Origin of the sequence: Streptomyces sp. NPDC050842 (assembly GCF_044456565.1) — a bacterium.
Classification (GTDB): Bacteria; Actinomycetota; Actinomycetes; order Streptomycetales; family Streptomycetaceae; genus Streptomyces.
In genome coordinates this window covers 577,239-601,542 of record NZ_JBITGA010000004.1, presented here as the reverse complement: position 1 = coordinate 601,542, position 24,304 = coordinate 577,239, and the positions used below count along the sequence as shown (strand labels likewise).

Below are 24,304 nucleotides of genomic sequence, written 5' to 3'. Positions count from 1 at the left end.
GCCTTTCCGCGCCCGGGTGTTCCCCTCCCGCAGGCGCGGCTATTCGTATGTGCCGTTCCGGCTCTCCGTATTCGTCCCGGAGAACCGACCGCTCGCCGCTGCCTGCGCGGAATTCCCTTTTCCCCGCCCGCAGTTCTCCGAGAGGTCTTCTCCGATGCGTCAATCGTCCGTCATTTCGCGCCGCGTGGCAGCGGCCGCCGTCAGTCTCGTCCTGGCCTCGGGCGCCGCCGCCTGCGCGGGACCCGAGGACACCGGCGCCAAGGGAGGCTCCGCCGGCAAGGCGGCGGCGGGCACCCCGCAGAAGGGCGGCACGCTCACCGTCCTCAACAGCGAGGCCCAGACCGACTTCGACCCCGCCCGCCTCTACACCTCCGGCGGCGGCAACGTCCCCTCCCTCGTCTTCCGTACGCTCACCACCCGCAACCGCGAGGCGGGCGCGGCGGGCAGCAAGGTCGTCCCCGACCTCGCCACCGACCTCGGCCGCCCGAACAAGGACGCCACGGAGTGGACGTACACCCTCAAGGAGGGGCTGAAGTTCGAGGACGGCACACCGATCACCAGCGCCGACGTCAAGTACGGCATCGAGCGCTCCTTCGCCGCCGAACTCTCCGGCGGCGCCCCCTACCTGCGTGACTGGCTCGTCGGCGGCGACACGTACGAGGGCCCGTACAAGGACAAGAAGGGGCTCGCGTCCGTCGTCACGCCCGACGCCCGGACCATCGTCTTCAAGCTGAGGAAGCCCGAGGGCGAGTTCCCCTTCGTCGCCACGCAGACCCAGTTCGCCCCCGTCCCCCAGGCCAAGGACACCGGCGCGACGTACGAGGAGCACCCCGTCTCCTCCGGCCCGTACAAGGTCGTGAAGAACGAGAACGACGGCGAGCGCCTCGTCCTGGAGCGCAACGAGCACTGGGACCCGAAGACCGACGAGGAGCGCAAGGCCTACCCGGACCGCGTCGACGTCCGGTCCGGGCTCGACGAGGCCGTCATCAACCAGCGCCTCGCCACCTCCTCCGGGGCCGACTCCGCCGCCGTCACCACCGACACCAACCTCGGTCCGGCCGAACTCGCCCAGATCGGCTCCGACAAGGCGCTCGCCGCCCGCGTCGGCACCGGCCACTTCGGCTTCACCAACTACCTCGCCTTCAACCCCAAGGTGAAGCCCTTCGACAACCCGAAGGTGCGCCAGGCCATCTCGTACGCGGTCAACCGCACCAGCGTCGTCAACGCCGCCGGCGGCTCCGCCCTCGCCGAGCCCGCCACCACCTTCCTGCCGGAGCAGAAGTCCTTCGGCTTCACGCCCTACGACCACTTCCCGGCCGGGAAGACGGGCGACCCGGAGAAGGCCAAGCAGCTCCTGAAGGAAGCCGGGTTCCCGGGCGGGCTCACCGTCACCCTCCTGCACTCCACCGCCCAGAACCGCGCCACCAGCCCCGAGATCGCCACCGCCGTGCAGGAGGCCCTCGGCAAGGCCGGCATCACGGTGAAGCTCGACGGCCAGGAGCCCAACTCCTTCAACGAGAAGCGCTGGAGCGTCAAGGACGCGCCCGGCCTCTTCCTCTCCCGCTGGGGCGCCGACTGGCCGGCCGGCGGCCCGTTCCTCGCGCCGATCTTCGACGGCCGCCAGATCGTCGCCGACGGCTCCAACTACAACCACGCCCAGCTGAACGACCCGGCGGTGAACAAGGAGATCGACGAGATCAACAAGCTCACCGACCTCCAGGCCGCCGCCGCCCGCTGGGGCGCCCTCGACAAGAAGATCGGCGAGAAGGCACTCGACGTGCCCCTCTTCCACCCGGTCTACAAGCGGCTCGTCGGCAAGGACATCAAGAACGTCGTCATCAGCGACTGGACCGGCGTCCTCGACATCTCGCAGGTCGCGGTCAAGTGACCGCACCGACCGGCACCCCGCTCGCCGATCCGACGGCGCCCGTGGCGGGCACCCCCGCCACGGGCGCCGCCCGGCAGGCCTGGCGGCGGATCCGCACCCGCCCCGCCGCCCTCCTCTCCGCCGGGGTCCTCCTCCTGCTCGTCCTCCTCGCCCTCGCGGCGCCGCTGCTCGCCGCCCTCGAGGGCCAGGACCCGTACGCGTACCACGACGACCTCGTCGACTCGGCCCGCGGCGGCGTCCCGTACGGCTCCTTCGGCGGAGCGAGCGCCGACCACTGGCTCGGCGTCGAACCCGGCACCGGCCGCGACCTCTTCGTCCGCCTCCTGTACGGAGCCCGGATCTCGCTCCTCGTCGCCGTCGGCGCCACCGCCGTCCAGGTCGCCCTCGGCGTCGGCATCGGCCTCGCCGCCGGGCTCGGCAGCCGCTGGGTCGACGGCCTCCTCGGCCGGATCACCGACGTGCTCGTCGCCCTGCCCATGCTGGTCCTCGCCATCGCGCTGACCGCCGTCGTCCCCCGGGACTTCCCTCGCCCGCTGCTGCTGATCCTCGTCATCGGCCTGCTCGGCTGGGCGGGCACCTCCCGGATCGTGCGCGCCCAGACGCTCACCCTCAAGAGCCTCGACCACGTCGCCGCGTCCCGGCTCGCGGGCTCCGGACGGTGGCGGACGGCCCGCCGCGAACTGCTGCCCGCGCTCGCCGCGCCCGTCATCACCTACGCGGCGATCCTCGTCCCCACCAACATGGTCGTGGAGGCCTCCCTCTCCTTCCTCGGCGTGGGCGTCACCCCGCCCACCCCGTCCTGGGGACAGATGCTGTCGACCGCGCAGACCTGGTTCCGCGCCGACCCCGCGTACGTCCTGCTGCCCGCCGGACTGCTCTTCGTCACCGTGCTCGCCTTCACCGTCCTCGGCGACGCGGTCCGCACGGCGCTCGACCCGCGCGAGGCGAGCCGCCTGCGCGTGGGCACCCGTAAGGAGAACTCCCGATGACCCGCTACGTCCTCAAGCGGCTCGCGGGTGCCGCGCTCGTCCTCCTGGCGCTCTCGGTCCTCGTGTACGCCCTCTTCTACGTGGCGCCCGGCGACCCGGCCCGGCTCGCCTGCGGGGAGCGCTGCAACCCCCAGCAGGTGGCCCAGGTGCGCGAGCGGCTCGGCCTGAACGAGAGCGTCGTCGCTCAGTACCTGCACTTCCTCCAGGGCGTCTTCGCGGGCCGCGACTACTCCACCGGCACCTCCGTCGTGCACTGCGACGCGCCCTGCCTCGGACTCTCGTACCAGAACGACCAGCAGGTCACCCGGCTCATCCTGGAGCGGCTCCCGGCCACCGCCTCGCTCGCCCTCGGCGCGCTCGTCGTCTGGCTCGTCGTCGGCGTCGGCACCGGACTGCTCTCGGCGCTGCGCCGGGGCGGCCCGACCGAGCGGATCCTCACCGTCCTCACCCTCGCCGGGACCGGCACGCCCGTCTTCATCCTCGGGCTGCTGCTCCTCATGGTCGTCTGCGCCCACCTCCAGTGGCTGCCCTTCCCGAGCTACGTCCCCCTCGGCGAGGACCCCGAGCAGTGGGGCTGGAACATGCTGCTGCCCTGGCTGACCCTCGGCTTCTTCGAATCCGCCAAATACGCGCGTCTCACCAGGAGTTCCACCCTGGAGACGCTCGCCGAGGACCACATCCGCACCTTCCGCGCCTATGGCGTGGGGGAGCGGGCCGTCGTCACCCGCCACGCCCTGCGCGGCGCCGTCCCGCCCGTCATCGCGATCAGCGCCGTCGACCTCGGCTCGATGTTCGGCGGGGCCGTGCTCACCGAGTCCCTCTTCGGCATCCCCGGACTCGGCAAGACCCTCATCGACGGCGTGCGCGAGATCGACCTGCCGGTGGTGGTGGGCGTGGTCATGGTGATGGGCGTGGCCGTCGTCCTCGCCGGCTTCGTCGCCGACCTGCTGTACGCCGCCGCCGACCGAAGGGTGGTCCTGACGTGACCCCGCACAGCGAAGGCCCTCTGGTGGAAGTCCGGGACCTCACCGTCGAGTTCGACCGCGACGGCGACCCCGTACGGGCCGTGGACGGGCTCTCCTTCACCCTCGGCGCAGGCCGCGCCCTGGCGCTCGTCGGCGAGTCCGGCAGCGGCAAGTCCACCGTCGCCTCCGCCCTCCTCGGCCTCCACCGGGGGACGGGCGCGCGGGTCACCGGCTCCGTACGGGTCGGCGGCATCGACGTCGGCACCGCCGGCCCGGGCGAGCTGCGGAGACTGCGCGGCGGGGTCGCCGCGATGGTCTTCCAGGACCCGCTGTCCGCCCTCGACCCCTACTACGCCGTCGGCGACCAGATCGCCGAGGTCCACCGGATCCACGCCGGAGGCTCCCGCCGGGACGCCCGCGCCCGCGCCGTGGAGGTCCTCGACCGGGTCGGCATCCCCGACGCGGCCCGCCGCTCCCGCTCCCGCCCGCACGAGTTCAGCGGCGGCATGCGCCAGCGCGCCCTCCTCGCGATGGCCCTCGCCTGCGCCCCCCGGATCATCGTCGCCGACGAACCGACCACCGCCCTCGACGTCACCGTGCAGGCCCAGATCCTCGACCTGCTGCACGAGCTCCGGCGCGAGACGGGCACCGCGCTGCTCCTCGTCACCCACGACGTGGGCGTGGCCGCCGAGAGCGTCGACGACGTGCTCGTCATGCGCGGCGGCCGCGAGGTCGAACGCGGGCCCGTCGCCGGGGTGTTGGGCGCCCCCTCGGAGCCGTACACGCGCAGGCTGCTCGGCGCCGTGCCCCGGCTCGACGGGCCGGTGCGGCCCGCCGCCCCCGCGCCCGCCGGCGAACCGCTCCTCGAAGCGGTCGACCTGCGGCGGGAGTTCGGGCGGGGCAAGGGCGCGGTGACCGCCGTCGACGGCGTCTCCCTCACCGTCCACGCCGGTGAAACCCTCGGCGTCGTCGGGGAGTCCGGCAGCGGAAAGACCACCCTCGGCCGGATGCTGGTGCGGCTCCTCGATCCGACAGGGGGCCGGCTCCGTTACGGGGGTACGGAGATCGGCACCCGGTCGGACCGGGAGCTGCGCCCGTACCGCCGCGAACTCCAGATGGTCTTCCAGGACCCCGTCGCCTCCCTCAACCCGCGCCGCTCCGTGGGCGAGTCGATCGCCGACCCGCTGCGCGCGGCGGGGGAGCGCGACGAGACCCGGATCCGCTCCCGGGTACGGGAGCTGCTCGACCGGGTGGGGCTCGAACCCGACCGTCACAACGCCTACCCGCACGAGTTCAGCGGCGGCCAGCGCCAGCGCGTCGGCATCGCCCGCGCGCTCGCCGCCGAGCCCCGGGTCGTCGTCTGCGACGAACCGGTCTCCGCCCTCGACGTCACCACCCAGGCCCAGGTGACCGCGCTCCTCGCCGAGCTCCAGGCCGAACTCGGCCTCGGGCTCGTCTTCATCGCCCACGACCTCGCCGTCGTCCGGCAGGTCAGCGACCGCGTCGCCGTCATGCGCGGCGGGCGGATCGTCGAGCAGGGCACGGTCGAGGAGGTGTACGGCGCACCCCAGGATCCGTACACGCGCCGGCTGCTCGCCGCCGTTCCGTCCCTCGACCCGCTCCTCGCGGCCGAGCGCCGGGGGCGGCGCCGGGAACTGGCCCCGGCCTGACAATCCGTAACCGATCCGCCGCGTACCGCGACCGAACGCGACCGGGGTGGGAAAGTTACGTGCATTCACCCCTTCCGGTGGTGCGACGGACAACCGTCCATCGCACCACCGGTATCTCCGCTTACGTTCTTCCCGCTGCGAGTCGCCGGACCAACGGTGGCCGACGTCAAGGGAGATCGGGGGTGCACTCGTGCGGATCGCACTGCTCACGGAGGGTGGCCACCCGTACGCCGCCGGTGAGGCCGGACTCTGGTGCGAACGGCTCGTACACGGGCTCGGGCAGCACCAGTTCGACGTCTACGCCCTCGGCCCCACCGGCACCACGGCCCCGCTGCCCCCGAACGCCCGGACCGTCCGCACAGGGGACGTGAGCGGCCCCCATGCCGACACCACCCCGGGGAGCCGCGTCGAGCGGGCCGCCTTCGGCGACGACCGCGCCTCCCGCCGCGCCTACGGACGCCGCGAGCGCCGCCGCTTCACCGAGGGCTTCCACGCCCTCGCCACCGGCCTCTGCGCCGAACACGACGAGACGTCCTTCGCCACCGGGCTCCACGCCCTCGCCGACCTCGCCCGCGAGCGCGGCGGACTGCCCGGCGCGCTCCGCTCCGACGACGCCGTTCGCGCCCTCGAAGCCGCCTGCCGCGCCCCCGGCGCACGCCGGACCGCGGCGGCGGCCGGCCTCCCCGACCACCTCGCCTTCGTCGACCACCTGGAGCGCGCCCTGCGCCCTCTCTCCCTCGACTGGTACGAGGAGGACGCGCTCGGCGCCGTCGACGTCTGCCACGCCACCGCCGGCGGTACGACCGCGCTCCCCGGCCTCCTGGCCAAACGCTTCTTCGGGACGCCGCTCCTCGTCACGGAGTACGGGGTCCGGCTCCGCGCCCACTACCTCTCGCCGGCCGCCGCCGACCGCTCCGTCCCCCTGCGCGGCCTCCTCGCCTCGCTCCACGGCCGGCTCGCCGCCGAGACCTACCGGCAGGCCGCGCTCCTCACCCCCGGCAACGCCCACGCCCGACGCTGGCAGGAGAAGTGCGGCGCCGACCGCGCCCGTATCCGCACCGTCCACCCCGGCCTGGCCGCCGACCGCTTCGCCGAGGTCGGCGAGGACGAGGAGAGCGGCGACCCGACCACCCTCGTCTGGGTCGGCCGCGTCGAACCCGCCAAGGACCTCGTCGCCCTGCTCCACGCCTTCGGCGAGATCCGGGCCCGGCAGCCCGACGTCCGGCTGCGGATCGTCGCCGTGCCGACCGGCGAGCCCGCCGCCGACGCGTACCTCACGCACTGCAAGGGGTTCGCGGCGCAGCTCTTCCCCGACGAGGCCCCGGGGGCGCACGCCGTCGGCGAGAACCCCGTCACCTTCGAGGAGCTCGGCGGGCCCGAGGCGCCCACCCTGGAGGACACCTACGCCTCCGCAGCGGTCGTCGTCCTCTCCAGCGTCGTCGAGGGCTTCCCGACCAGCCTCGTCGAGGCGATGTTCTGCGCCCGCGCCACCGTCTCGACCGACGTCGGCGCGGTCGTCGAGGTCATCGGCGGCACCGGCCTCGTCGTCCCGCCGCGCAACCCGCGCGCGCTCGCCGACGCGTGCCTCGCGCTGCTCCGGGAGCCCGAGCGCCGCCACCGGCTGGGTGCCGCGGCCCGCGCCCGCGCGCTCGAACTCTTCACCGTCGACCAGAACCTCGCCGCGTTCCGCGGCATCTACCTGGAACTTCTCTCCCACGCGCCGGTGCGCCACCGCCCCGGGGACGGCGTGCCCTTCGCCCACCCGGCCGAGGCCCACGTGCCCGGCAGCTGGACGCACCAGGCCGTGACCGCGGGCACAGGAGCCCCCGATGCCTGAAGGAGGCACCCCCATGCGCGGCCCCGCCGCCCCCACGAGCCCCGGAGCCTGGGACGCCCGCTCCGAAGCCCTCCTCGGCACCCCGGCCCTGACCCCGGCCGGCGCCGAGACGAGCGACCTCCCGGCGGACGCACCGGACGCGTGGGACGCCGCGGACACCGCGGACACCGCGCCGCCCGGGATAGCCCCGGCACCCGAGGCCCCACCGGCCGACACACCGCCCGCTTCCCCGGGCGCCGACCGCTGTGACGCTCCGGAGCGGGGTCTCGCCTGGATGGCCGCGGCGAAGGATCCGACCTGGACGGGTGAGCTCACCCCGGCGGAGTCACTCGCCCCGGCGCCCACCCGATCGGGGGAGCTGCCCAGGACCGAGACGTCCGCCCTGGCGGACGCGTTCGCCCCGGCGGGCCCGCTCGCCCCGGCGGAAGGGCGGAACCCGACGGAAGGGCGGAACCGGGCGGAAGCGCCGATCTCGATGGACACGCTCGCCCCGGTGGAAGGGCCGGCCCCGGCGGACGCGCTCGCCTCCGCGGACGCGCTCGCCCCGGCCGACCGGACCGGCGACGGGGGCCCCGTGTCGGCCGAGGGCGCGGGTGCGCCGGTGGCCGGGTCCTCGGTCTCGCCCCCCCGGCCGCGGCGCGGCAACGCCGATCCCGTCAAGGTGCTCATGCACCGGCACCGGGAGCTGTGCGAGCGCGCCGTCGACCCGCTGGAGATCGCCGCCGGGCTCGAAGCGCAGGGGTTCACCGACCGGACGGCCGCCCGCTTCCGGCACCGGGACGTCTTCGCGCTCGCCGAGGAGCTGTACGTGCGCGTGCCGCGCGGCACCGGCACGCCCCCGGCCCCGGCGCCGGGCGAGCGGGCCCGCGCCGACTGGGTGCTCGCCGCCCTCGCACCCGGCGCCGCCGCCGCGCTCGCCGGGCTCGGGCTCACCCTCACCCAGGGGACCGTCCGCCTCGCCGTCGGCGCCGCCGGAGCCGTCGCGCTCACCGGCGCGCTCCTCCTCGCCGTCCGGCGCGGACCGCTCCGCGCCCCCGGCGGCCGGACCGTGCCCGCCGCGCGCCTCTGGACCGTCTGGCTCCTCGCGTACGCCCTCGCCGGCGACGGACTCCTGGCGCAGGTGCTGGCGGGCGGCCCCGACGGGCCCTGGGACCTCGCCCCCGGCCCCCTCCTGCCCCTCGCCCTCGCCGTCGCCCCCGCCGCCTGGGGCGCCCACGTCTTCGCGAGCCGGTCCCGCCGCCGGATCGCCGACAGCCGGGGACTCGCGGACTTCGCCGCCGGAACCCGGCCTCTGCTCCTCGGCACCGTGACGCTCCAGCTCCTCGCCCTCACGGCCCTGCTCGCCCTCACCGGATTCAGCCCGGGCGCCTTCGCCCTCGGCGCGCTCCTGCTGCTCGCCCGGCTCCTCACCGTCCACGGCTTCCCCGAGACGGCCTCCGCCGCGCTCGCCGCCGCCTGCGCCGCCGAGGCCCTCGCCCTCGCGAGCGTCCTCGCCGCCCGTATCCCCGTCCCCGGCTTCGACGCGCTCGCCGCACCCGTGCGCGCCCTCGCCGCCGCCGCGGGAGCCGGGGCCGTACCCACCCTCGTCTGTGGCGCCGTCGCGCTCGGCCTGCTGGCCCACGCGACCGGCGCCCTCGCCCGGGCCTCGGCCCACACAGCCACCCCGTGAGAACCCGAGCGAAGGCCCGGCGACCACCGCAACCACCACCCCGCCGAGCCTCCCGCCGAGACCCCTCTTCGCACCCGCGGAGCCGACGCCGCGGGCGTGCCCCGTCACCTCTCTCATTCACCCCGCAAGGAGACCGAAGACCATGACCCCTCGATCCCAAGGACCGGCCGGTCGGCACGTAGGGGCCGCACGATGAGGGTGCTACTGCTCGGAGCCAATGGCTTCATCGGCCGCTTCGTCGCCGACCGGTTGCTCGCCGACCCGGCCGTCCACCTCACCGCCCTCGGCCGCGGCGACGACGCCGACGTACGTTTCGACCTCGCCTCCGGCAGCCCGGGCGCGCTGACCCGCTTCCTCGACGCCGTCCACCCCGGGGTCGTCGTCAACTGCGCGGGCGCCACCCGCGGCGGCGCCCGCGAACTGACCCGGCACAACACCATCGCCGTCGCCACCGTCTGCGAGGCCCTGCGCCGCAGCGGCTGTGGCGCCCGGCTCGTGCAGGTCGGCTGCGCCTCGGAGTACGGGCCGAGCCAGCCCGGCTCCTCCACGGCCGAGGACGCCGTACCCCGCCCCGGCGGCCCGTACGGCGTGTCCAAGCTGGCCGCGACCGAACTCGTCCTCGGCTCCGGCCTCGACGCCGTCGTCCTGCGGGTGTTCTCGCCCGTCGGCCCCGGCACCCCCGCCGGCTCCCCGCTCGGCCGCCTCGCCGAGGCGATGCGCCGCGCGATGCAGGCCGGGGACGGCGAGCTCAAGCTCAGCGGACTCGGCGTGCAGCGGGACTTCGTCGACGTACGGGACGTGGCCAGGGCCGTCCACGCGGCCTCGCTCTCCGCCGCCCAGGGCGTCGTCAACATCGGCACCGGCCGCGCGGTCCGGCTCCGCGACGCCGCCGCCGTGCTCGCCCGGGTCGCCGGCTACACCGGCAACCTCCACGAGCTGGACGCCCCGCACGGCATGCCGCAGCGCCCGATGATCGGCGCGCCCCGCACCGAGGGGACCATCGCCGACCAGCTGGCCGCCGCCCCCTACCCGTACCCCGACGGCTGCGGCCCCTGGCAGCAGGCCGACGTCCGCACCGCCCGCGACCGGCTCGGCTGGCGGCCCCGGATCAACCTGGAGGAGTCGCTCGCCGACATCTGGATGGAGGCGGCGTGTCGCATCTGACGACGCCCACCGCCACGGGCGCGGTCCAGGCGCTGGGGGTGGGCGTCCCCGGCTACGCCCACCCGCTGCTCGCCCCCGTCGAGTGGGCCGAGCTGACCCGCCCCGGGACCCCGCTGCACTGGGCCGTGCTCAACGTCGCGGACGGCCCGGGCAGCCGTCCCGACCCGCACTGCCTGGAGGCCGCGGGGAAGCTCCGTAACGCCGGGGTCCGGGTCCTCGGGCACCTGGACCTCGCCTACGGCTCCCGGCCCTTCGGGGAGCTGGTCTCGGACGCCCACCGCTTCCTCGACTGGTACAGGGTGGACGGCTTCTACCTGGACCGCGCCCCCTCGGACCGGGCCGACCTGTCCGGGACGCGGCGGCTCACGGCGACCCTGGAGGCCGTCCTCGGCGGCGAGGCGCACCTCGTCCTCGGGCACGGCACCCACCCCCACCCGGGGTACGCGGAGACCGCCGACCAGCTGGTCACGTTCTCCGGTGCCTGGACGGACTACCGCTGGTCACAGGTGGCGGAGTGGACCGCCGACTACGCGGAGGCGAAGTTCGTCCACCTCGTCCACGGGGTCCCGCGCACCCACCTCGACGAGGCGCTGCGGGTCGCCCGCTGGCAGGGGGCCGGGACGATCTTCTTCACCGACCGGGCAGGGGGTCGGGGACAAAGCACGCCATTCCACTCGCTGCCCGGCTACTGGGACGAAATCGTCTCGCGGATCGGACCGGGTGTCTCGGAATGAGGAGGGGCGTGGCAGTGTTACGGGGAGAACAACCGTACTGACATACCGACAACCGGAGTCCCCGTGTCGCTGCCACCCCTGGTCGAGCCGGCTGCCGAGCTCACCGTAGACGAGGTCCGCAGGTACTCCCGCCACCTGATCATCCCGGACGTCGGGATGGACGGGCAGAAGCGGCTGAAGAACGCCAAGGTGCTGTGTGTCGGCGCCGGCGGTCTCGGCTCGCCGGCGCTGATGTACCTGGCCGCCGCCGGCGTGGGCACGCTCGGCATCGTGGAGTTCGACGAGGTCGACGAGTCGAACCTCCAGCGCCAGATCATCCACAGCCAGGCCGACATCGGTCGCTCCAAGGCCGCCTCGGCGCGCGACAGCGTGCTCGGCATCAACCCGTACGTGAACGTGATCCTTCACGAGGAGCGGCTCGAGGCCGACAACGTGATGGAGATCTTCGGCCAGTACGACCTGATCGTCGACGGCACGGACAACTTCGCCACGCGCTACCTGGTGAACGACGCCTGCGTGCTGCTGAACAAGCCGTACGTCTGGGGTTCGATCTACCGCTTCGACGGCCAGGCCTCGGTCTTCTGGTCCGAGTACGGCCCGTGCTACCGCTGCCTCTACCCGGAGCCCCCGCCGCCGGGCATGGTCCCGTCCTGCGCCGAGGGCGGCGTCCTGGGCGTGCTGTGCGCGTCCATCGGCTCCATCCAGGTCACCGAGGCCATCAAGGTGCTCGCCGGCGTGGGCGACCCGCTGGTCGGCCGCCTGATGATCTACGACGCCCTGGAGATGCAGTACCGACAGGTCAAGGTCCGCAAGGACCCCGACTGCGCGGTCTGCGGCGAGAACCCCACCGTCACCGAGCTCATCGACTACGAGGCCTTCTGCGGCGTCGTGTCCGAGGAGGCCCAGGAGGCGGCGCTCGGCTCGACGATCACTCCCAAGCAGCTCAAGGAGTGGATCGACGAGGGCGAGAACATCGACATCATCGATGTCCGCGAGGTCAACGAGTACGAGATCGTCTCGATCCCCGGCGCGCGTCTGATCCCGAAGGGCGAGTTCCTGATGGGCACCGCCCTCCAGGACCTCCCGCAGGACAAGCGGATCGTCCTGCACTGCAAGACGGGTGTCCGCAGTGCGGAGGTCCTCGCGGTGCTCAAGTCCGCGGGCTTCGCCGACGCGGTGCACGTCGGCGGCGGCGTCATCGGCTGGGTCCACCAGATCGAGCCCGAGAAGCCGGTCTACTGAGCCGGTCTGCTCAGCCGGTCTGATAGTTCGTACGCGGAAGGGCCCGGACCTCGTCACGAGGTCCGGGCCCTTTCCCGTGCTCACCCGCAGGTCGTGCCGTACGCCGGGACCGTGCCCTTCAGGAAGTACGCGTCGACCTTCTTCGTCACGCACGGCGAGGTGCCGTAGGCGCCGTGGCCCTCGCCCTTGTTCGTGACCAGGACGCCGACGCCGTCCCCGAGCTCCTTCGCCATCTTCTCCGCGCCCTCGTACGGGGTCGCCGGGTCGCCGGTCGTGCCGACGACGAGGATCGGGGCCGCGCCCGGGGCGCTCGCCTCCGGGGTCGTCCGCTCGCCCTTCACCGGCCAGTTCGCGCACCAGCCGGCCGTGTCCCAGGCGAGGAACGCCCCGAAGACGGGGGAGAGCCCGCGGAACTCGGGGATCAGCGCCTTCGCCTGCGCCGCCGTCGGGCGCTCGCTGGAATCGGCGCAGGAGATCGCCCGCTGGGAGTGCGACTGGGTCGCGTAGTGGCCCTTCTCGTCACGGTCGTTGTAGGCGTCGGCGAGTGCGAGGAGAGCGTCGCCGCGGCCCTGTTCGGCCTCGGCCAGGGCCCGGGTGAGCAGCGGCCAGTTCGCCTGCCCGTACAGCGTGACCGCGATGCCCGTGAGCGCGAGGCCCTCGGTCAGCCGGCGGTCGCCGACGGTCAGCGGCGCGCGGTCCAGCTTCCGCAGCAGGCGCGCGATCCGCTCCGACCCGGCCTTCGGGTCCTCGCCGGTGCTCTTCAGGTAGTTGTCCAGGGCCCGCTGGAAGCCGATCGTCTGGTGGCGGGCGTGCCCGGTGGTGTCGGCGGTCGGGTCGACGACCGCGTCGAAGACGAGCCGTCCCACGTTCGCCGGGAAGAGATGGGCGTACGTGCCGCCGAGCTGCGTCCCGTACGACATGCCGAAGTAGTGGAGCTTGTCGTCCCCGAGGACCTGCCGGACCAGGTCAAGGTCGCGGGCGGTGGCGGTGGTCGTGGTGTGCGGGAGGACCGTGGCGGAGCGGCGGGCGCAGCCGGCGCCGAAGGCGGTGTTGTCCTCGATGTACGCGGCCTCCTCGGCGGCGGTGTCCGGGGTGAGGTCCACCGAGGCCTCGGCGGCGGCCTGTTCGGCGTCGTCCCGGCAGACCACGCCGGCGCTGCCGCCCACGCCCCGGGGGTCGAAGCCGACGAGGTCGTAGCGCTCGCCCAGCGTCGCGTACTCCTCGGCGGCCTGCGGCAGGATCTCGACGCCGGAGGCGCCGGGGCCGCCGAAGTTGAAGAGGAGCGAGCCGATCCTGCCGTCCTTGTCGCCGGCCTCCTTGCGGATCAGGGCCACGGGGGTCGTGGCGCCTTCGGGCTTCGCGTGGTCGAGCGGGACCTTGACCGTCGCGCAGCGCCACTCGGGACCGGGCGGCCGGCCGTTCTCCGGGGCCTCGCAGCGCTTCCAGTCGAGGCGCTGGCCGGTGAGGGAGGCGGGGAGCGCGGGGGCCGCGGCGGGTTCCGAGGCCTTGGCGTCGGTGGTCGGTGGCGGCGTCGGGGTGGTGGCGGACGGGGCCGCCGTCGTGGTCCCGCCGCTCCCGTCGTTCCCACCGCTCGTACAGCCCGCGACGAGCAGCCCGGTCACGGCGAGCACCGTCATGCGTACACGTATGGACATGTGTTCCCCCAGGATCCCGGCAAGGCGGCCATCCTAGAGGCGCGTCACTTGCAGACGGTCCCGGAGGCCGGCAGCTTGCCGTCCAGGAGGTACGCGTCCGTCGCCTTCTTCACGCAGGTGTTGCCGCTGTTGTAGGCACCGTGGCCCTCGCCCTCGTACGTCAGCTCGATGCCGACGCCCTTGCCGAGCGCGTTCACCATCGCGCGCGTGCCCTCGTACGGCGTGGCCGGGTCCCCGGTGGTGCCGATGACCAGGATCGGGTCCGCGCCGGACGCGGAGACGTCCGGGTGCTCCCAGGTGCCCGGCACCGGCCACTGCGAGCAGCTCGCGAGCGCCCAGCCCATGAAGTCGCCGAAGACGGGGGAGGCCTCGCGGAACTCGCCGAGCCGCTCCTTCGCCTGGCCGAGGGTGTAGCGCTCCTTGAAGTCCACGCAGTTGATGGCGGCGTTGGCGGCCTGGATGTTGCTGTAGGTGCCGTTCTGGCCGCGTCCGTTCAGCGAGTCGGAGAGCGAGAGGAGCAGGGCGCCGTCGCCGCCGTCGGCCGCGTCGAGCCCCTGCTCCAGATAGGGCCAGAACTCCTTGGAGTACAGGGACTGCGCGATGCCGTTGGTGGCCTGCGTCTGGGTCAGCTCGCGGTCGCCGATGCCCGGGATCGGCTTCGCGTCGAGCTCGGCCAGGAGGTCGGTGATGAAGGACTCGATCTCAGCGACGCTCGTGCCGGGCAGGGTGCACTCGTCGCCGCGGTCCACGCAGTCCTGGGCGAAGTTGTCGAGGGCGAGCTGGAAGCCCTTCGCCTGGGCGAGAGCGCCTTCCTCGACGCCCGCGTCGGGGTCGACGACGGCGTCCAGGACGGCCCGGCCCACGTTCTCCGGGAAGAGATGGGCGTAGACGCCGCCGAGTTCCGTGCCGTACGAGATGCCGAAGTAGTGGAGCTTGTCGTCGCCGAGGACCTGGCGCATCAGGTCCATGTCCCGGGCGGCGTTCTCGGTGCCGACGTGCGGCAGGGCCGGCCCCGCCTCCCTCTCGCACCCGGCCGCGTACGTCTTCTGCGCGTCCGACAGGGTCCGCTCCTCGGCCGCGTCGTCGGGCGTGAAGTCCAGGGCGTAGTACGCGTCGAGCTCCTTGTCGGTGGCGCACTCGACGGGTTCGCTGCGGCCCACCCCGCGCGGGTCGAAGGAGACGAGGTCGTACCGGGAGCGGAGGGACTCGTACTCGTTGGCGAAGCCCGGCAGGCCGGTGATGCCGGAGCCGCCGGGCCCGCCGAAGTTGAAGATCAGTGAGCCGATGCGGGCGTCGGCGTCGCGGGCCTTGGCCCGGATGAGGGCCAGCTCGATGGTCTCGCCCGCCGGCGCCGCCCAGTCCAGCGGTGCCTTGAGGAACGAGCACTCCCAGGGCGTGCCGCCGGGGAGCGGCGAGGGCGCGGGCCCGCCGCCCTCGGCCGCGGACGGCGGCGGGCAGGGGGCCCAGTCCAGAGTCTGTTCCGTCAGCGCCGAGAGTCCGGCCGAGCCGGTCGGCTGCGCCGTGTCGGTCCCGTCGTCCGACCCGTCCGAGCACCCGGCGGCGAGCAGCACGGTCGTGGCGGTGATCAGGGCGGCGCGCTGGGCGGCGGAGATCGGCATAGGCCCATGGTGGGCCGCCGTCCGGGCCTCCGCGCGGGGCGGAGGTCCGGACGGGTGGCCCCCGCCTCGCGGGGCCACCCGCTACAGCGCTTCGCGTTTCGTCAGCCAGTTGAAGCAGATCCAGCCGGGGAGCACCGGGAGCCACAGGGTCAGCAGGCGGTACAGGAGCACCGCGGGCGTGGCGACCTCGATGGGCAGACCGATGGCGACCAGACCGGCGATGAGCGCGCCCTCGACCGCGCCGACACCGCCCGGGGTCGGCGCCGCCGAACCGATCGCGTTGCCCGCGAGGAAGACGACGGCCACGCTCGCGTAGCTGACCGTGTGGTTGCCGTGGCCGAAGGCCCGGATCGAGGCGTCCAGGCAGAACACGAACGCGCCGGTCAGGAGCAGCATCCCGCCGATGCCGGTCAGCAGCTTCATCGGCCGCTGGAGCACGTCCAGCATGCGCGGCACGACACCGGCGAAGAGCGAGCGCAGCCGTGTCGACACGAACTTGCGCATGAACGGGATGGCGGTCACCACCAGGACGATCACCGCGACCGTCAGCAGTCCGGCGATGACCGTCCTCGACGGGCTGAACGACTGCGTCTTCTCCGTCCCCGTCAGGTAGCCGAAGAGGAGCAGGAGCAGGATGTGCGCCCCGAGCCCGAAGAGCTGCGAGGCGCCGACGCTCGCCACCGCGAGCACGGGCCGTACGCCCGAGCGCTGGAGGAAGCGGGTGTTCAGGGCGACGCCACCGACCGCCGCGGGGGCGACGATCTTCACGAACGAGCCGGCGACCTGCGCCACCACCGTCCGCCAGAACCCGACCCGCTCCGGGACGAAGCCCAGCAGGCTCATCGCCGCCGCCAGGTAGCTGACCGCGGAGAACACGACCGCCGCCGCCACCCACCGCCAGTCCGCCTCGCTGATCGTCGACAGCGGCGTACGGGCGATCTGGGACAGGAGGAAGTACGCGGCGACCGCGCCCGCGATCATGCTGATCAGCGTCCGCGGCTTGATCCGCTCGAGACGGACCGGTTCCACCGGCGCCTGCGGGCGGATCAGCAGCACCTGCTGCCGGATCTGCACGAGCAGATCCTCTTCGCGGGCCTCGTCGAGCGCCGTGTCGAGGGCCCGCTTCTCGGCCTTCCTGTCCGCCTTCTTCTCGGCCTTCGTCTCGGACCGTTCGACGGTCTTGTCCGCGGCGGCCTCCGCCTTCGCCCGCTCCCGCTCGCGCTTGGCCGCCTCGGAGTCGGCGAGCACGGCCTCGCGCTCGCGGTGCGACCGCTCCCGCGCCAGTTTCCGCAGCGTCGCGCGCGTGGAGCGGCTCAGCGCGATCGGCTGGAGCAGCGGCATGCAGTCGGCGACGCTGTCCGGGCCGAGGATCTCCACGGCGGCCGCGACCGACCGCTCCGCCCCGATCCGCAGGCCGAGGGTGGTGAGCAGCTGCGCGATGTCCATCCGCAGGATCAGGTCCCCGGCCGCGATCTCGCCGCCCCGCAGGTCGGTCAGGAACACCCTGCCGGAACGATCCACCAGAATCGCGTCGCCCGCGAGCCTGCGGTGGGCGATCCGGCGCGACTGGAGCGCCCGCACCTGCCGCCAGGCTCCCCGTACCAGCTCGTCGGTGATCTCGTGGTCGTCGAGCGAGTCCAGGCTCCGGCCGCCGATGTGCTCGTACACGAGCATCACGGCGTCCGGGCCGAGCTCCGAGGTGGCGATCAGCTTCGGTGCGTTCGCCCCGGCGGCGATGGCCGCGTAGGCGAGGAGCGCCTCCTGCTCCAGGGCCTGGCGCAGCGAGACGATCGACCGGCGGGTGGTGATCGTCCGCAGCGTGATCCGCCGCCACATCCGGTAGAAGAAGCCGTGGGCCTGCTGCTCGCGGTCGACGACGGTGACGTCGAGCGGCTCCCCCTCCTCCAGGGTCACGATGTACCGGCGGCCCCGGTCACCGATGTCCGACGCGTCCGGCACGCCCTCGGCGCGCAGCGCCGTCACGGGCCGGAAGCCGACCCGGCGCAGGCCGGCGAGGAGGGTCTGGCCGGTGGGCCGGACGTTCGGGGAGCCGACGGCGTACAGCGTGCCGTAGGCCACCGTCCAGCCGATCAGGACGGTCAGGATGATCGAGAGCGCCGTGGTGTAGCCCGCCACCAGCATCGTGAACGCGTCGAGCAGCAGCACCGCCCAGAGCGACACCCGCCAGCGAGGTCTTCGGGCCATGCCCACGGCGGTCATGTACGCGATGACCGGAGCGAGGTAGTTGTGCACCGGGTCGGTGAGCCCGCCGCCGGACTGCGGCTGGGTCAGCGCGTCCTGGATGGTGCCGGGCGCCGCCTGCGCGACCCAGAGGTCGGTGGCGAGGGTGACGCCGTGCGCGAGGACGGCGGCGAGGACGCCGTCGGCGATGCGCAGTCCGTCCCGTTTGATCAGGCGCTCGATGGCGAAGGCGACCGGGACCAGCAGGACGGCGATGGAGGAGACGAGACCGGCGATCTTGACGAAGACGTCGGGGGCGCCGCCGGCGCCCTTGTTGATGTCCTCTTCGAGGCCCGACGTCGTGGCGTGCGCGAAGGCGGCGACGGCGATGACGAGGCCGATGGCGAGGAGACCGGCGAGCAGCCGCATCAGGTCGGAGGGCCGGTGGACGCGGGCCGCGAGCAGGGGCTCGTCCCCGGAGACCCGCTCGGGCAGGTCGGCCTCGCCCTCCTCGGGAGGCTGCGTGTCCTGCCCCATCACCATGTCCGTCTCTGCATGTGCGTCGTGTCGTTCCCGCTCTTGCTCTTGTTCTCGTTCTCGTTCTTGTATTTGTCGCTCTTGATCTCGTATCACCAGTCACCGCCCGGACGATGGTGGCACGAAGAGCCGCCGCGCGGAGGCATCAGGGCCATGTCGGTGGGGTGAGGCAGGATGAGACGGATGAGCGTGGAGGAACCCGTGGGGGACACCGGAGAACTGCCCGAGTACGCGGAACGGGTGCTCGACGTCGCCGACGGAATCCCGCCCGGCCGGGTGATGACCTATGGCGACGTGGCCGAATGGCTGGGCGAGGGAGGGCCGCGTCAGGTCGGCCGGGTGATGGCCCTGTACGGCGGGACGGCGCCGTGGTGGCGCGTCGTCCGCGCGGACGGGACGCTGCTCCCCGGACACGAACTGCGGGCCCTCGGCCACTACCGCGAGGAGGGCACCCCGCTGCGCGAGGCGGGCCCGGCGGCCGACGGACACGTACCGAGGATCGACATGCGGCGGGCCCGCTGGGACGGAACTCACACCTGAGACCGGAGCCCCGGGGGGTACGGGCCGTGCGGGCCCGGTGGAGCGGACGCGGTACGGCGTACGGCGGCGGCGCCGGTACGGGGCACGGCTCGGGATCAGGGACGGAGTACGGCTCGGCGGCGGTCCGTTTCGCGTAACGTCGACGTTCGCGTCTTCCGCGGCGACGGCCGCCGCGCATCGGCGCCTCACCCGCACCACCACATCCCCCAGGACCGGCGAACCACGTGAGCTCCTCCTCCACCACCCGGCACACGCCGCACCAGGGACAGCCGTACCCGGGTCCGGGCCGGCAGCGGACCCCGGGCGCGTACCGACTGGTGCGTACCGCGCCGGCCCCGCTGGATCCCCCTCAGCTGGACGCAGCCCAGCGGGAAGTGGTTGACCACACCGGCGGACCGCTCCTCGTCCTCGCCGGACCCGGCACCGGAAAGACGACGACGCTGGTCGAGGCGGTCGCGGCCCGGATGGAGCGGGGCGCCGACCCCGAACGCCTCCTCGTCCTCACCTTCAGCCGCAAGGCCGCCGTCGAACTCCGCGACCGGATGGCCACCCGGCTCGGCGGCCGGCGCCCGCCGCAGGCGACGACCTTCCACTCGTACTGCTACGCCCTGATCCGCGCCCACCAGGACGCCGAGCTCTTCGCCGAACCGCTGCGGCTGCTCTCGGGACCCGAGCAGGACCTCGCCGTGCGCGAGCTGCTCGCCGGCCAGATCGACCTGGAGAAGGCCGGCCTCGGGCGGGTCGGCTGGCCCGACGAGCTGCGCGCCTGCCTGACCACCCGCGGCTTCGCCGACGAGGTGCGGGCCGTCCTCGCCCGCTCGCGTGAGCTGGGCCTCGGCCCGGACGCGCTCGCCCGCTTCGCCGAGCGCGTCGGGCGCCCGGACTGGAAGGCGGCGGCCGGCTTCCTCGCCGAGTACCTCGACGTCCTCGACCTCCAGGGCGTCCTCGACTACACGGAGCTCGTCCACCGGGCCGTCCTGCTCGCCGGGAGCGTCACGCTGCCCGCGTACGACGCGGTGTACGTCGACGAGTACCAGGACACCGACCCGGCCCAGGTCCGGCTCCTGCACGCCCTCACGGGCGGCGGGCGGAGCACGGTCGTCGCCTTCGGCGACCCGGACCAGTCGATCTACGCCTTCCGCGGCGCCGACGTGAACGGCATCCTCGACTTCCCGGCCGCTTTCGGCGGCAACGACGTGCGCGTCCTGCGCACCTCCCGCCGCGCGGGCCAGGAGCTCCTCGGGGCGACCCGGCTGCTCACCCAGCGGATGCCGCTCACCCGCCTCCCCGCCGCCAAGGTCCGGGAACACCGCGAGCTCGCGGCGGCGCGGGACGGGGGCAGGGCGGAGGCGTACACGTACCCCACGGCCTCGGCGGAGGCCGAGAACATCGCCGACCTGCTGCGCCGGGCGCACCTGGAGGACGGCGTCCCCTGGCAGGACATGGCCGTCCTCACCCGCGCCGCCGCCACGCTCCCGTCCCTCCGCCGAGCGCTCACCTCGGCGGGCGTCCCGGTGGAAACGGACGCCGCGGACACCCCCCTCCGCCACGAACCCGCCGTGTCCCCCCTGCTCCTCGCGCTTCGCGCGGTCGCGAGGCCGGGCGGCCCGCCCCCGCAGTCCCTGGTTGCGGACGAGCCCGCGCCTACGCAGGACCTGGTTGTGGACGAGCCGGCGCCTACGCCGGACCTGGTTGTGGACGAGCCCGCCCTCGGGCCGGACCTGGTTGTGGGCATGCGTTCCGCCGGGGCTGGGGGTACCTCCCAGGCGGAGCTCTGGGGGAGGGTGGGCACAACCACCCACGCGGCCGCACCGTCGGCGTACCGCTCTGACCCCGTGCCCGATGGCCCCGCGGCCGCGCAGGAGGCTGAAGGGCCGGCAAACACCGCCGGCTGGCTCACCGTCGAGACCGCGCTCGAACTGCTCGCCTCCCCCCTCGCAGGGGTGGACCCGGCCGACCTGAGGCGCCTGGGCCGCGCCCTCCGCGACGAGGAGCGAGCCGGCGGGAACAAGCTCCCGCCCCCCTCCGACGTCCTCCTCGCCCGCGCCCTCGCCGAGCCCGAGCGCCTCGTCGCCCACGACCCCTCGTACGCCCGCGGCGCCCGCCGCCTCGGCGAGCTCCTCCGCGAGACCCGCACCCTCCTCGGCGCCGGCGGCACCGCCGAGGAGGCCCTCTGGGTCCTCTGGAACGGCACCCCCTGGCCGGGGCGCCTGGAGCGCGCCGCCCTGCGCGGCGGGCCCGCCGGGCGCAACGCCGACCGGGACCTCGACGCCGTCTGCGCCCTCTTCGAGACCGCCGCCCGCGCCGAGGAGCGCGTCGGCGGCCGCGGTGTCCTCAACTTCCTCGAAGAGCTCGACGCCCAGGACATCGCCGCCGACACCCTCACCCGCCGCCACACCCGCCCCGACGCCGTCCGCCTCATGACCGCCCACCGTTCCAAGGGTCTCGAATGGGCATTCGTCGTCGTCGCCGGTGTCCAGGAGGGCCTCTGGCCGGACCTGCGCCGCCGCGGCTCCCTCCTCGAAGCCGACCGCATCGGCCGCGACGGCCTCGCCGAGCCCCTCACCCCGGGCGCCCTCCTGGCCGAGGAGCGCCGCCTGTTCTACGTGGCCGCCACCCGCGCCCGCGACCGTCTCGTCGTCACCGCAGTGAAGGCACCGGCGGAGGACGGCGACCAGCCCTCCCGTTTCCTCACCGAGTTCGGCGTCGCGCCGACGGAGGTGCCCGGCCGACCCCGCCGTCCCCTCGCCGTCTCCGCCCTGGTCGCCGAGCTCCGGGCGACGACCGTCGACCCGGCCGCCTCGCCCGCGCTCCGCGACGCCGCCGCCCACCGCCTCGCCTCCCTCGCCGCGCTCGCCGACGAGGACGGCCAGCCGCTGGTGCCCGCCGCGCACCCGGACCGCTGGTGGGGGCTGTTCGAGCCGACGCAGAGCACGGTGCCGCTGCGCGACCGCGACCTGCCCGTCGCCCTCTCGCCGAGCGCCCTGGAGAACCTCGCCACCACCTGCTCCCTCCAGTGGTTCCTGGGCCGCGAGGTCAAGGCCGCCGCCCCCGCCACCGCCGCCCAGGGCTTCGGCAACGTCGTGCACGTCCTCGCCGACGAGGTCGCCTCCGGCCGCACCCCGGCCGACCTCGACGTCCTCATGGCCCGCCTGGACTCCGTCTGGGACGCCCTCGCCTTCGACGCCCCCTGGAAGTCGGCCCAGGAGAAGGCCCACGCGCGCGTGGCGCTCGAACGCTTCCTCCAGTGGCACGTCATGGACCGCGGCGGCCGCACCCCCGCCGCCTCCGAGCACGGCTTCGACGTGACCCTGGAGGCGGGGGAGTACGAGGTCCGCATCCGCGGCTCCATGGACCGCGTCGAGACCGACGAGCACGGCCGCGCCTACGTCGTCGACTTCAAGACCGGCAAGGCGGCTCCCACCCGGGACGAGGTCGCCCACCACCCGCAGCTCGCCGTCTACCAGCTCGCGGTCCGGGAAGGAGCCCTCGACGAGGTCTTCGACGGGCGCCGGCCGGAGCCGGGCGGCGCCGAGCTCGTACAGCTGCGGCAGGCCGCCCCGAAGAAGGAGGGCGGGGACGCCCTGCCGAAGGTCCAGGCCCAGCAGCCCCTGGAAGGGGAGTGGGTCGGCGACCTGCTCGCCACCGCCGCCGGCCGGGTCCTCGACGAGCGCTTCACGCCCACCACCGGCCAGCACTGCGCGAACTGCGCCTTCCGTGCCTCGTGCAGCGCCCAGCCGGAGGGCCGCCAGATCGTCGAGTGACGAGTCGAGCGACACTCTGTGCGGAACGTCACGTTCCGCCACGTACACCCTTTGTTCGTCTTCGCACGTCACTCTTCACGGCGTCCCGCATAAGGACGCTGTGAAGACACGCTGTGAAAACGCTGAGGAGTACGCGGATGAAGGCCAATCGGAAGCTCTGGGTCGCGGCGACGGTCTGTGTGGCCGTGGTCGCGGGTGCCACGGGCTGTTCCCAGGGCGACGACAAGGCCGCCGACCCCTTCGCGGGACTCGCGGCCGACGCCATCGTCGACAAGGCCGTCGCGACCACGAAGGCCGCCACCTCCTTCCACATGAACGGCCAGGGCAAGACCGACGGCCAGGAGATGACGGTCGACTTCTCCGTCGACGACAAGGGCTCCTGCAAGGGCTCGATGCAGGCGGCCGGCAAGGGCGGCAAGGCCGAGCTGATCGGCACCGGCGGCGTCAGCTACATGAAGGGCGACGACGCCTTCTGGAGCTCCACCGCCGGCGAGGAGGGCGGCTCGGCGGAGGAGGCCGGCGCCATGTCCGCGCTGCTCAAGGGCCGCTGGATGAAGATGCCGGCCGGGGACGAGGGCCCCGACGCCTTCTGTGACCTCAAGACCATCGTCAAGGACATGGACGAGGACACGCCGCGCAAGGGCCTGACCCGGGGCGACGACGCCGACGTCGACGGCACGCCCGCCGCCACCCTCACGACGAAGGCCACGAAGGGCGAGACCACGACCTTCTACGTGGCCAAGGACTCCGCCAAGCCGTACATCCTCCGTGTCGTGGAGGCCGGCGGGAAGGAGCCCGGCACGGTCACCTTCACCGAGTACGACAAGCCGGTCACCGTCACCGCGCCCCCGGCCGACCAGGTCGTCGACATGGCGGAGCTCGCCGGCGCCTCCTGACTCACCCACCCCCGCCGCCCCACCCGCCCCGCCCGGTCGCGGGCGCGCGCGTGTGGGGCGACCCTGGTGGACAAGGGTGAACAAGGGTCAGGGGACTCGGGGAATCCGCGAGGAGGCTCGCATGGCGTCCCACCGAAAGCTCCGCGCCGCAGCCGTCGTCTGTGCCGCCGCCGCCCTCGCGGGTCCCGCGCCGGCGGCGGCCTGGGCGGCGCCGGCAGCGGTGGTCCAGGCCCCAGCGGTGGTCCAGGCCCAGGCCCCGGCCCCGACGCCGTCCCCCGACCCCTTCGCGGACCTCACCCCCGACGAGATCGCCGAGCGGGCGGTCACCGCCACCCAGTCCGCGACCTCGCTCCGCATGGTGGGCCGGGTCGCAGCGGACGGGCAGCCGCTCGACATCGACTTCGCCGTCAACGACCGCGACGAGTGCACCGGCGTGATGAAGATCGACGGCGGCACCGCCGAGCTGCGCCGCGTCGACGACATCACGTACATGAAGGGCGACGAGGCCTTCTGGCGCGTCTCCATGGCCTCCCAGGGGATGCCCGAGCCACAGATCGACGCCACGATCGAGCTCGTCAAGGGCCGCTGGCTGAAGATCGCCCCGGGACAGGCGGGCAGCGGCGACCTCGGCGGCGTCTGCGACCTGAAGGGGCTCCTCGCCGACCTCGACAAGGACAAGGCGGAGCGCAGCGGTCTGGTGCGCGGGCCCGACGGCGAGGTGGACGACACCCCCGTCGCGACGCTGGTGAAGAAGAAGACCGGCGGCGAGACGACCACCGTCTCCGTCTCCCAGGAGGGCAAGCCCTACATCCTCAAGATGGTCAAGACGGGCGGTGACGAACCCGGCTCCATGCTGCTCTCCGACTACGACAAGCCCGTCGACGTGGTCGTCCCGCCCGCCGACGAGACGGTGGACCTCTCGAAGCTGGACCCGGGCCAGCCCGCGTGAGCCCG

The 24,304-nt window shown here is 73.8% G+C and carries 16 protein-coding genes; 13 read left to right on the top strand and 3 right to left on the bottom strand.

Annotation, left to right across the window (positions count from 1 at the left end; genetic code table 11):
- Positions 1-154 precede the first annotated feature (154 nt).
- The 9 genes from ACIBG6_RS15795 to moeZ all read left to right on the top strand — a co-directional run bounded on the left by ACIBG6_RS15795 (position 155) and on the right by moeZ (position 12,158).
- Positions 155-1,888 (top strand): ABC transporter substrate-binding protein, encoded by a 1,734-nt coding sequence (locus tag ACIBG6_RS15795; protein ID WP_399223144.1) that lies wholly within the window; start codon positions 155-157, stop codon positions 1,886-1,888.
- Positions 1,889-1,929: 41 nt separating this feature from the next.
- Positions 1,930-2,877, top strand: a complete 948-nt coding sequence (locus tag ACIBG6_RS15790) for an ABC transporter permease (RefSeq protein ID WP_399223372.1) — start codon at positions 1,930-1,932, stop codon at positions 2,875-2,877.
- Positions 2,874-3,863 carry an ABC transporter permease gene (locus ACIBG6_RS15785; protein WP_399223142.1) on the top strand — a complete coding sequence of 330 codons (990 nt, stop codon included), beginning with the start codon at positions 2,874-2,876 and terminating at the stop codon, positions 3,861-3,863. The genes ACIBG6_RS15790 and ACIBG6_RS15785 overlap by 4 nt, the downstream gene beginning before the upstream one ends.
- Positions 3,860-5,512: a dipeptide ABC transporter ATP-binding protein gene (locus ACIBG6_RS15780; RefSeq protein WP_399223141.1), complete on the top strand. Its 1,653-nt coding sequence runs from the start codon at positions 3,860-3,862 to the stop codon at positions 5,510-5,512. Before ACIBG6_RS15785 ends, ACIBG6_RS15780 begins: the two co-directional genes overlap by 4 nt.
- Positions 5,513-5,702: 190 nt before the next feature.
- Positions 5,703-7,349, top strand: a complete 1,647-nt coding sequence (locus ACIBG6_RS15775) for a glycosyltransferase (protein ID WP_399223140.1) — start codon at positions 5,703-5,705, stop codon at positions 7,347-7,349.
- Complete coding sequence (locus tag ACIBG6_RS15770) at positions 7,342-9,018, top strand: hypothetical protein (RefSeq protein WP_399223138.1); 1,677 nt, start codon at positions 7,342-7,344, stop codon at positions 9,016-9,018. The genes ACIBG6_RS15775 and ACIBG6_RS15770 overlap by 8 nt, the downstream gene beginning before the upstream one ends.
- Positions 9,019-9,210: 192 nt before the next feature.
- Entirely contained in the window at positions 9,211-10,182 is a 972-nt protein-coding gene (locus ACIBG6_RS15765; protein WP_399223137.1) for an NAD-dependent epimerase/dehydratase family protein, read from the top strand.
- Positions 10,170-10,916: a spherulation-specific family 4 protein gene (locus tag ACIBG6_RS15760; RefSeq protein WP_399223136.1), complete on the top strand. Its 747-nt coding sequence runs from the start codon at positions 10,170-10,172 to the stop codon at positions 10,914-10,916. The genes ACIBG6_RS15765 and ACIBG6_RS15760 overlap by 13 nt, the downstream gene beginning before the upstream one ends.
- Positions 10,917-10,979: 63 nt before the next feature.
- Positions 10,980-12,158 carry an adenylyltransferase/sulfurtransferase MoeZ gene (gene moeZ, locus ACIBG6_RS15755; RefSeq protein WP_399223135.1) on the top strand — a complete coding sequence of 393 codons (1,179 nt, stop codon included), beginning with the start codon at positions 10,980-10,982 and terminating at the stop codon, positions 12,156-12,158.
- An 80-nt stretch (positions 12,159-12,238) separates the two neighbouring features.
- Here the strand turns inward: moeZ and ACIBG6_RS15750 are convergent, their stop codons facing one another.
- The 3 genes from ACIBG6_RS15750 to ACIBG6_RS15740 all read right to left on the bottom strand — a co-directional run bounded on the left by ACIBG6_RS15750 (position 12,239) and on the right by ACIBG6_RS15740 (position 18,156).
- A complete protein-coding gene (locus ACIBG6_RS15750; protein ID WP_399223134.1) occupies positions 12,239-13,813 on the bottom strand; it encodes an alpha/beta hydrolase in 1,575 nt (524 codons plus the stop codon).
- A gap of 44 nt (positions 13,814-13,857) precedes the next feature.
- Entirely contained in the window at positions 13,858-15,432 is a 1,575-nt protein-coding gene (locus tag ACIBG6_RS15745; protein WP_399223133.1) for an alpha/beta hydrolase, read from the bottom strand.
- Between the two features lie 81 nt (positions 15,433-15,513).
- Complete coding sequence (locus ACIBG6_RS15740) at positions 15,514-18,156, bottom strand: flippase-like domain-containing protein (protein WP_399223132.1); 2,643 nt, start codon at positions 18,154-18,156, stop codon at positions 15,514-15,516.
- A gap of 168 nt (positions 18,157-18,324) precedes the next feature.
- On the opposite strand from ACIBG6_RS15740, the gene ACIBG6_RS15735 reads away from it, so the two are divergent.
- The 4 genes from ACIBG6_RS15735 to ACIBG6_RS15720 all read left to right on the top strand — a co-directional run bounded on the left by ACIBG6_RS15735 (position 18,325) and on the right by ACIBG6_RS15720 (position 24,299).
- Complete coding sequence (locus tag ACIBG6_RS15735; protein WP_399223131.1) at positions 18,325-18,690, top strand: MGMT family protein; 366 nt, start codon at positions 18,325-18,327, stop codon at positions 18,688-18,690.
- Positions 18,691-18,914: 224 nt separating this feature from the next.
- A complete protein-coding gene (locus ACIBG6_RS15730; protein WP_399223130.1) occupies positions 18,915-22,454 on the top strand; it encodes an ATP-dependent helicase in 3,540 nt (1,179 codons plus the stop codon).
- A gap of 137 nt (positions 22,455-22,591) precedes the next feature.
- A complete protein-coding gene (locus ACIBG6_RS15725) occupies positions 22,592-23,350 on the top strand; it encodes a hypothetical protein (RefSeq protein WP_399223129.1) in 759 nt (252 codons plus the stop codon).
- A gap of 121 nt (positions 23,351-23,471) precedes the next feature.
- A complete protein-coding gene (locus ACIBG6_RS15720; protein WP_399223128.1) occupies positions 23,472-24,299 on the top strand; it encodes a hypothetical protein in 828 nt (275 codons plus the stop codon).
- The last annotated feature ends 5 nt before the right edge of the window (positions 24,300-24,304 follow it).

Coding starts and splice junctions, on each gene's coding strand:
- ACIBG6_RS15795 (WP_399223144.1), top strand. CDS start 155: ATGCGTCAATCGTCCGTCATTTCGCGCCGCGTGGCAGCGGCCGCCGTC.
- ACIBG6_RS15785 (WP_399223142.1), top strand. CDS start 2,874: ATGACCCGCTACGTCCTCAAGCGGCTCGCGGGTGCCGCGCTCGTCCTC.
- ACIBG6_RS15770 (WP_399223138.1), top strand. CDS start 7,342: ATGCCTGAAGGAGGCACCCCCATGCGCGGCCCCGCCGCCCCCACGAGC.
- ACIBG6_RS15765 (WP_399223137.1), top strand. CDS start 9,211: ATGAGGGTGCTACTGCTCGGAGCCAATGGCTTCATCGGCCGCTTCGTC.
- ACIBG6_RS15750 (WP_399223134.1), bottom strand. CDS start 13,813: ATGTCCATACGTGTACGCATGACGGTGCTCGCCGTGACCGGGCTGCTC.
- ACIBG6_RS15745 (WP_399223133.1), bottom strand. CDS start 15,432: ATGCCGATCTCCGCCGCCCAGCGCGCCGCCCTGATCACCGCCACGACC.
- ACIBG6_RS15740 (WP_399223132.1), bottom strand. CDS start 18,156: ATGGTGATGGGGCAGGACACGCAGCCTCCCGAGGAGGGCGAGGCCGAC.
- ACIBG6_RS15735 (WP_399223131.1), top strand. CDS start 18,325: ATGAGACGGATGAGCGTGGAGGAACCCGTGGGGGACACCGGAGAACTG.
- ACIBG6_RS15725 (WP_399223129.1), top strand. CDS start 22,592: ATGAAGGCCAATCGGAAGCTCTGGGTCGCGGCGACGGTCTGTGTGGCC.
- ACIBG6_RS15720 (WP_399223128.1), top strand. CDS start 23,472: ATGGCGTCCCACCGAAAGCTCCGCGCCGCAGCCGTCGTCTGTGCCGCC.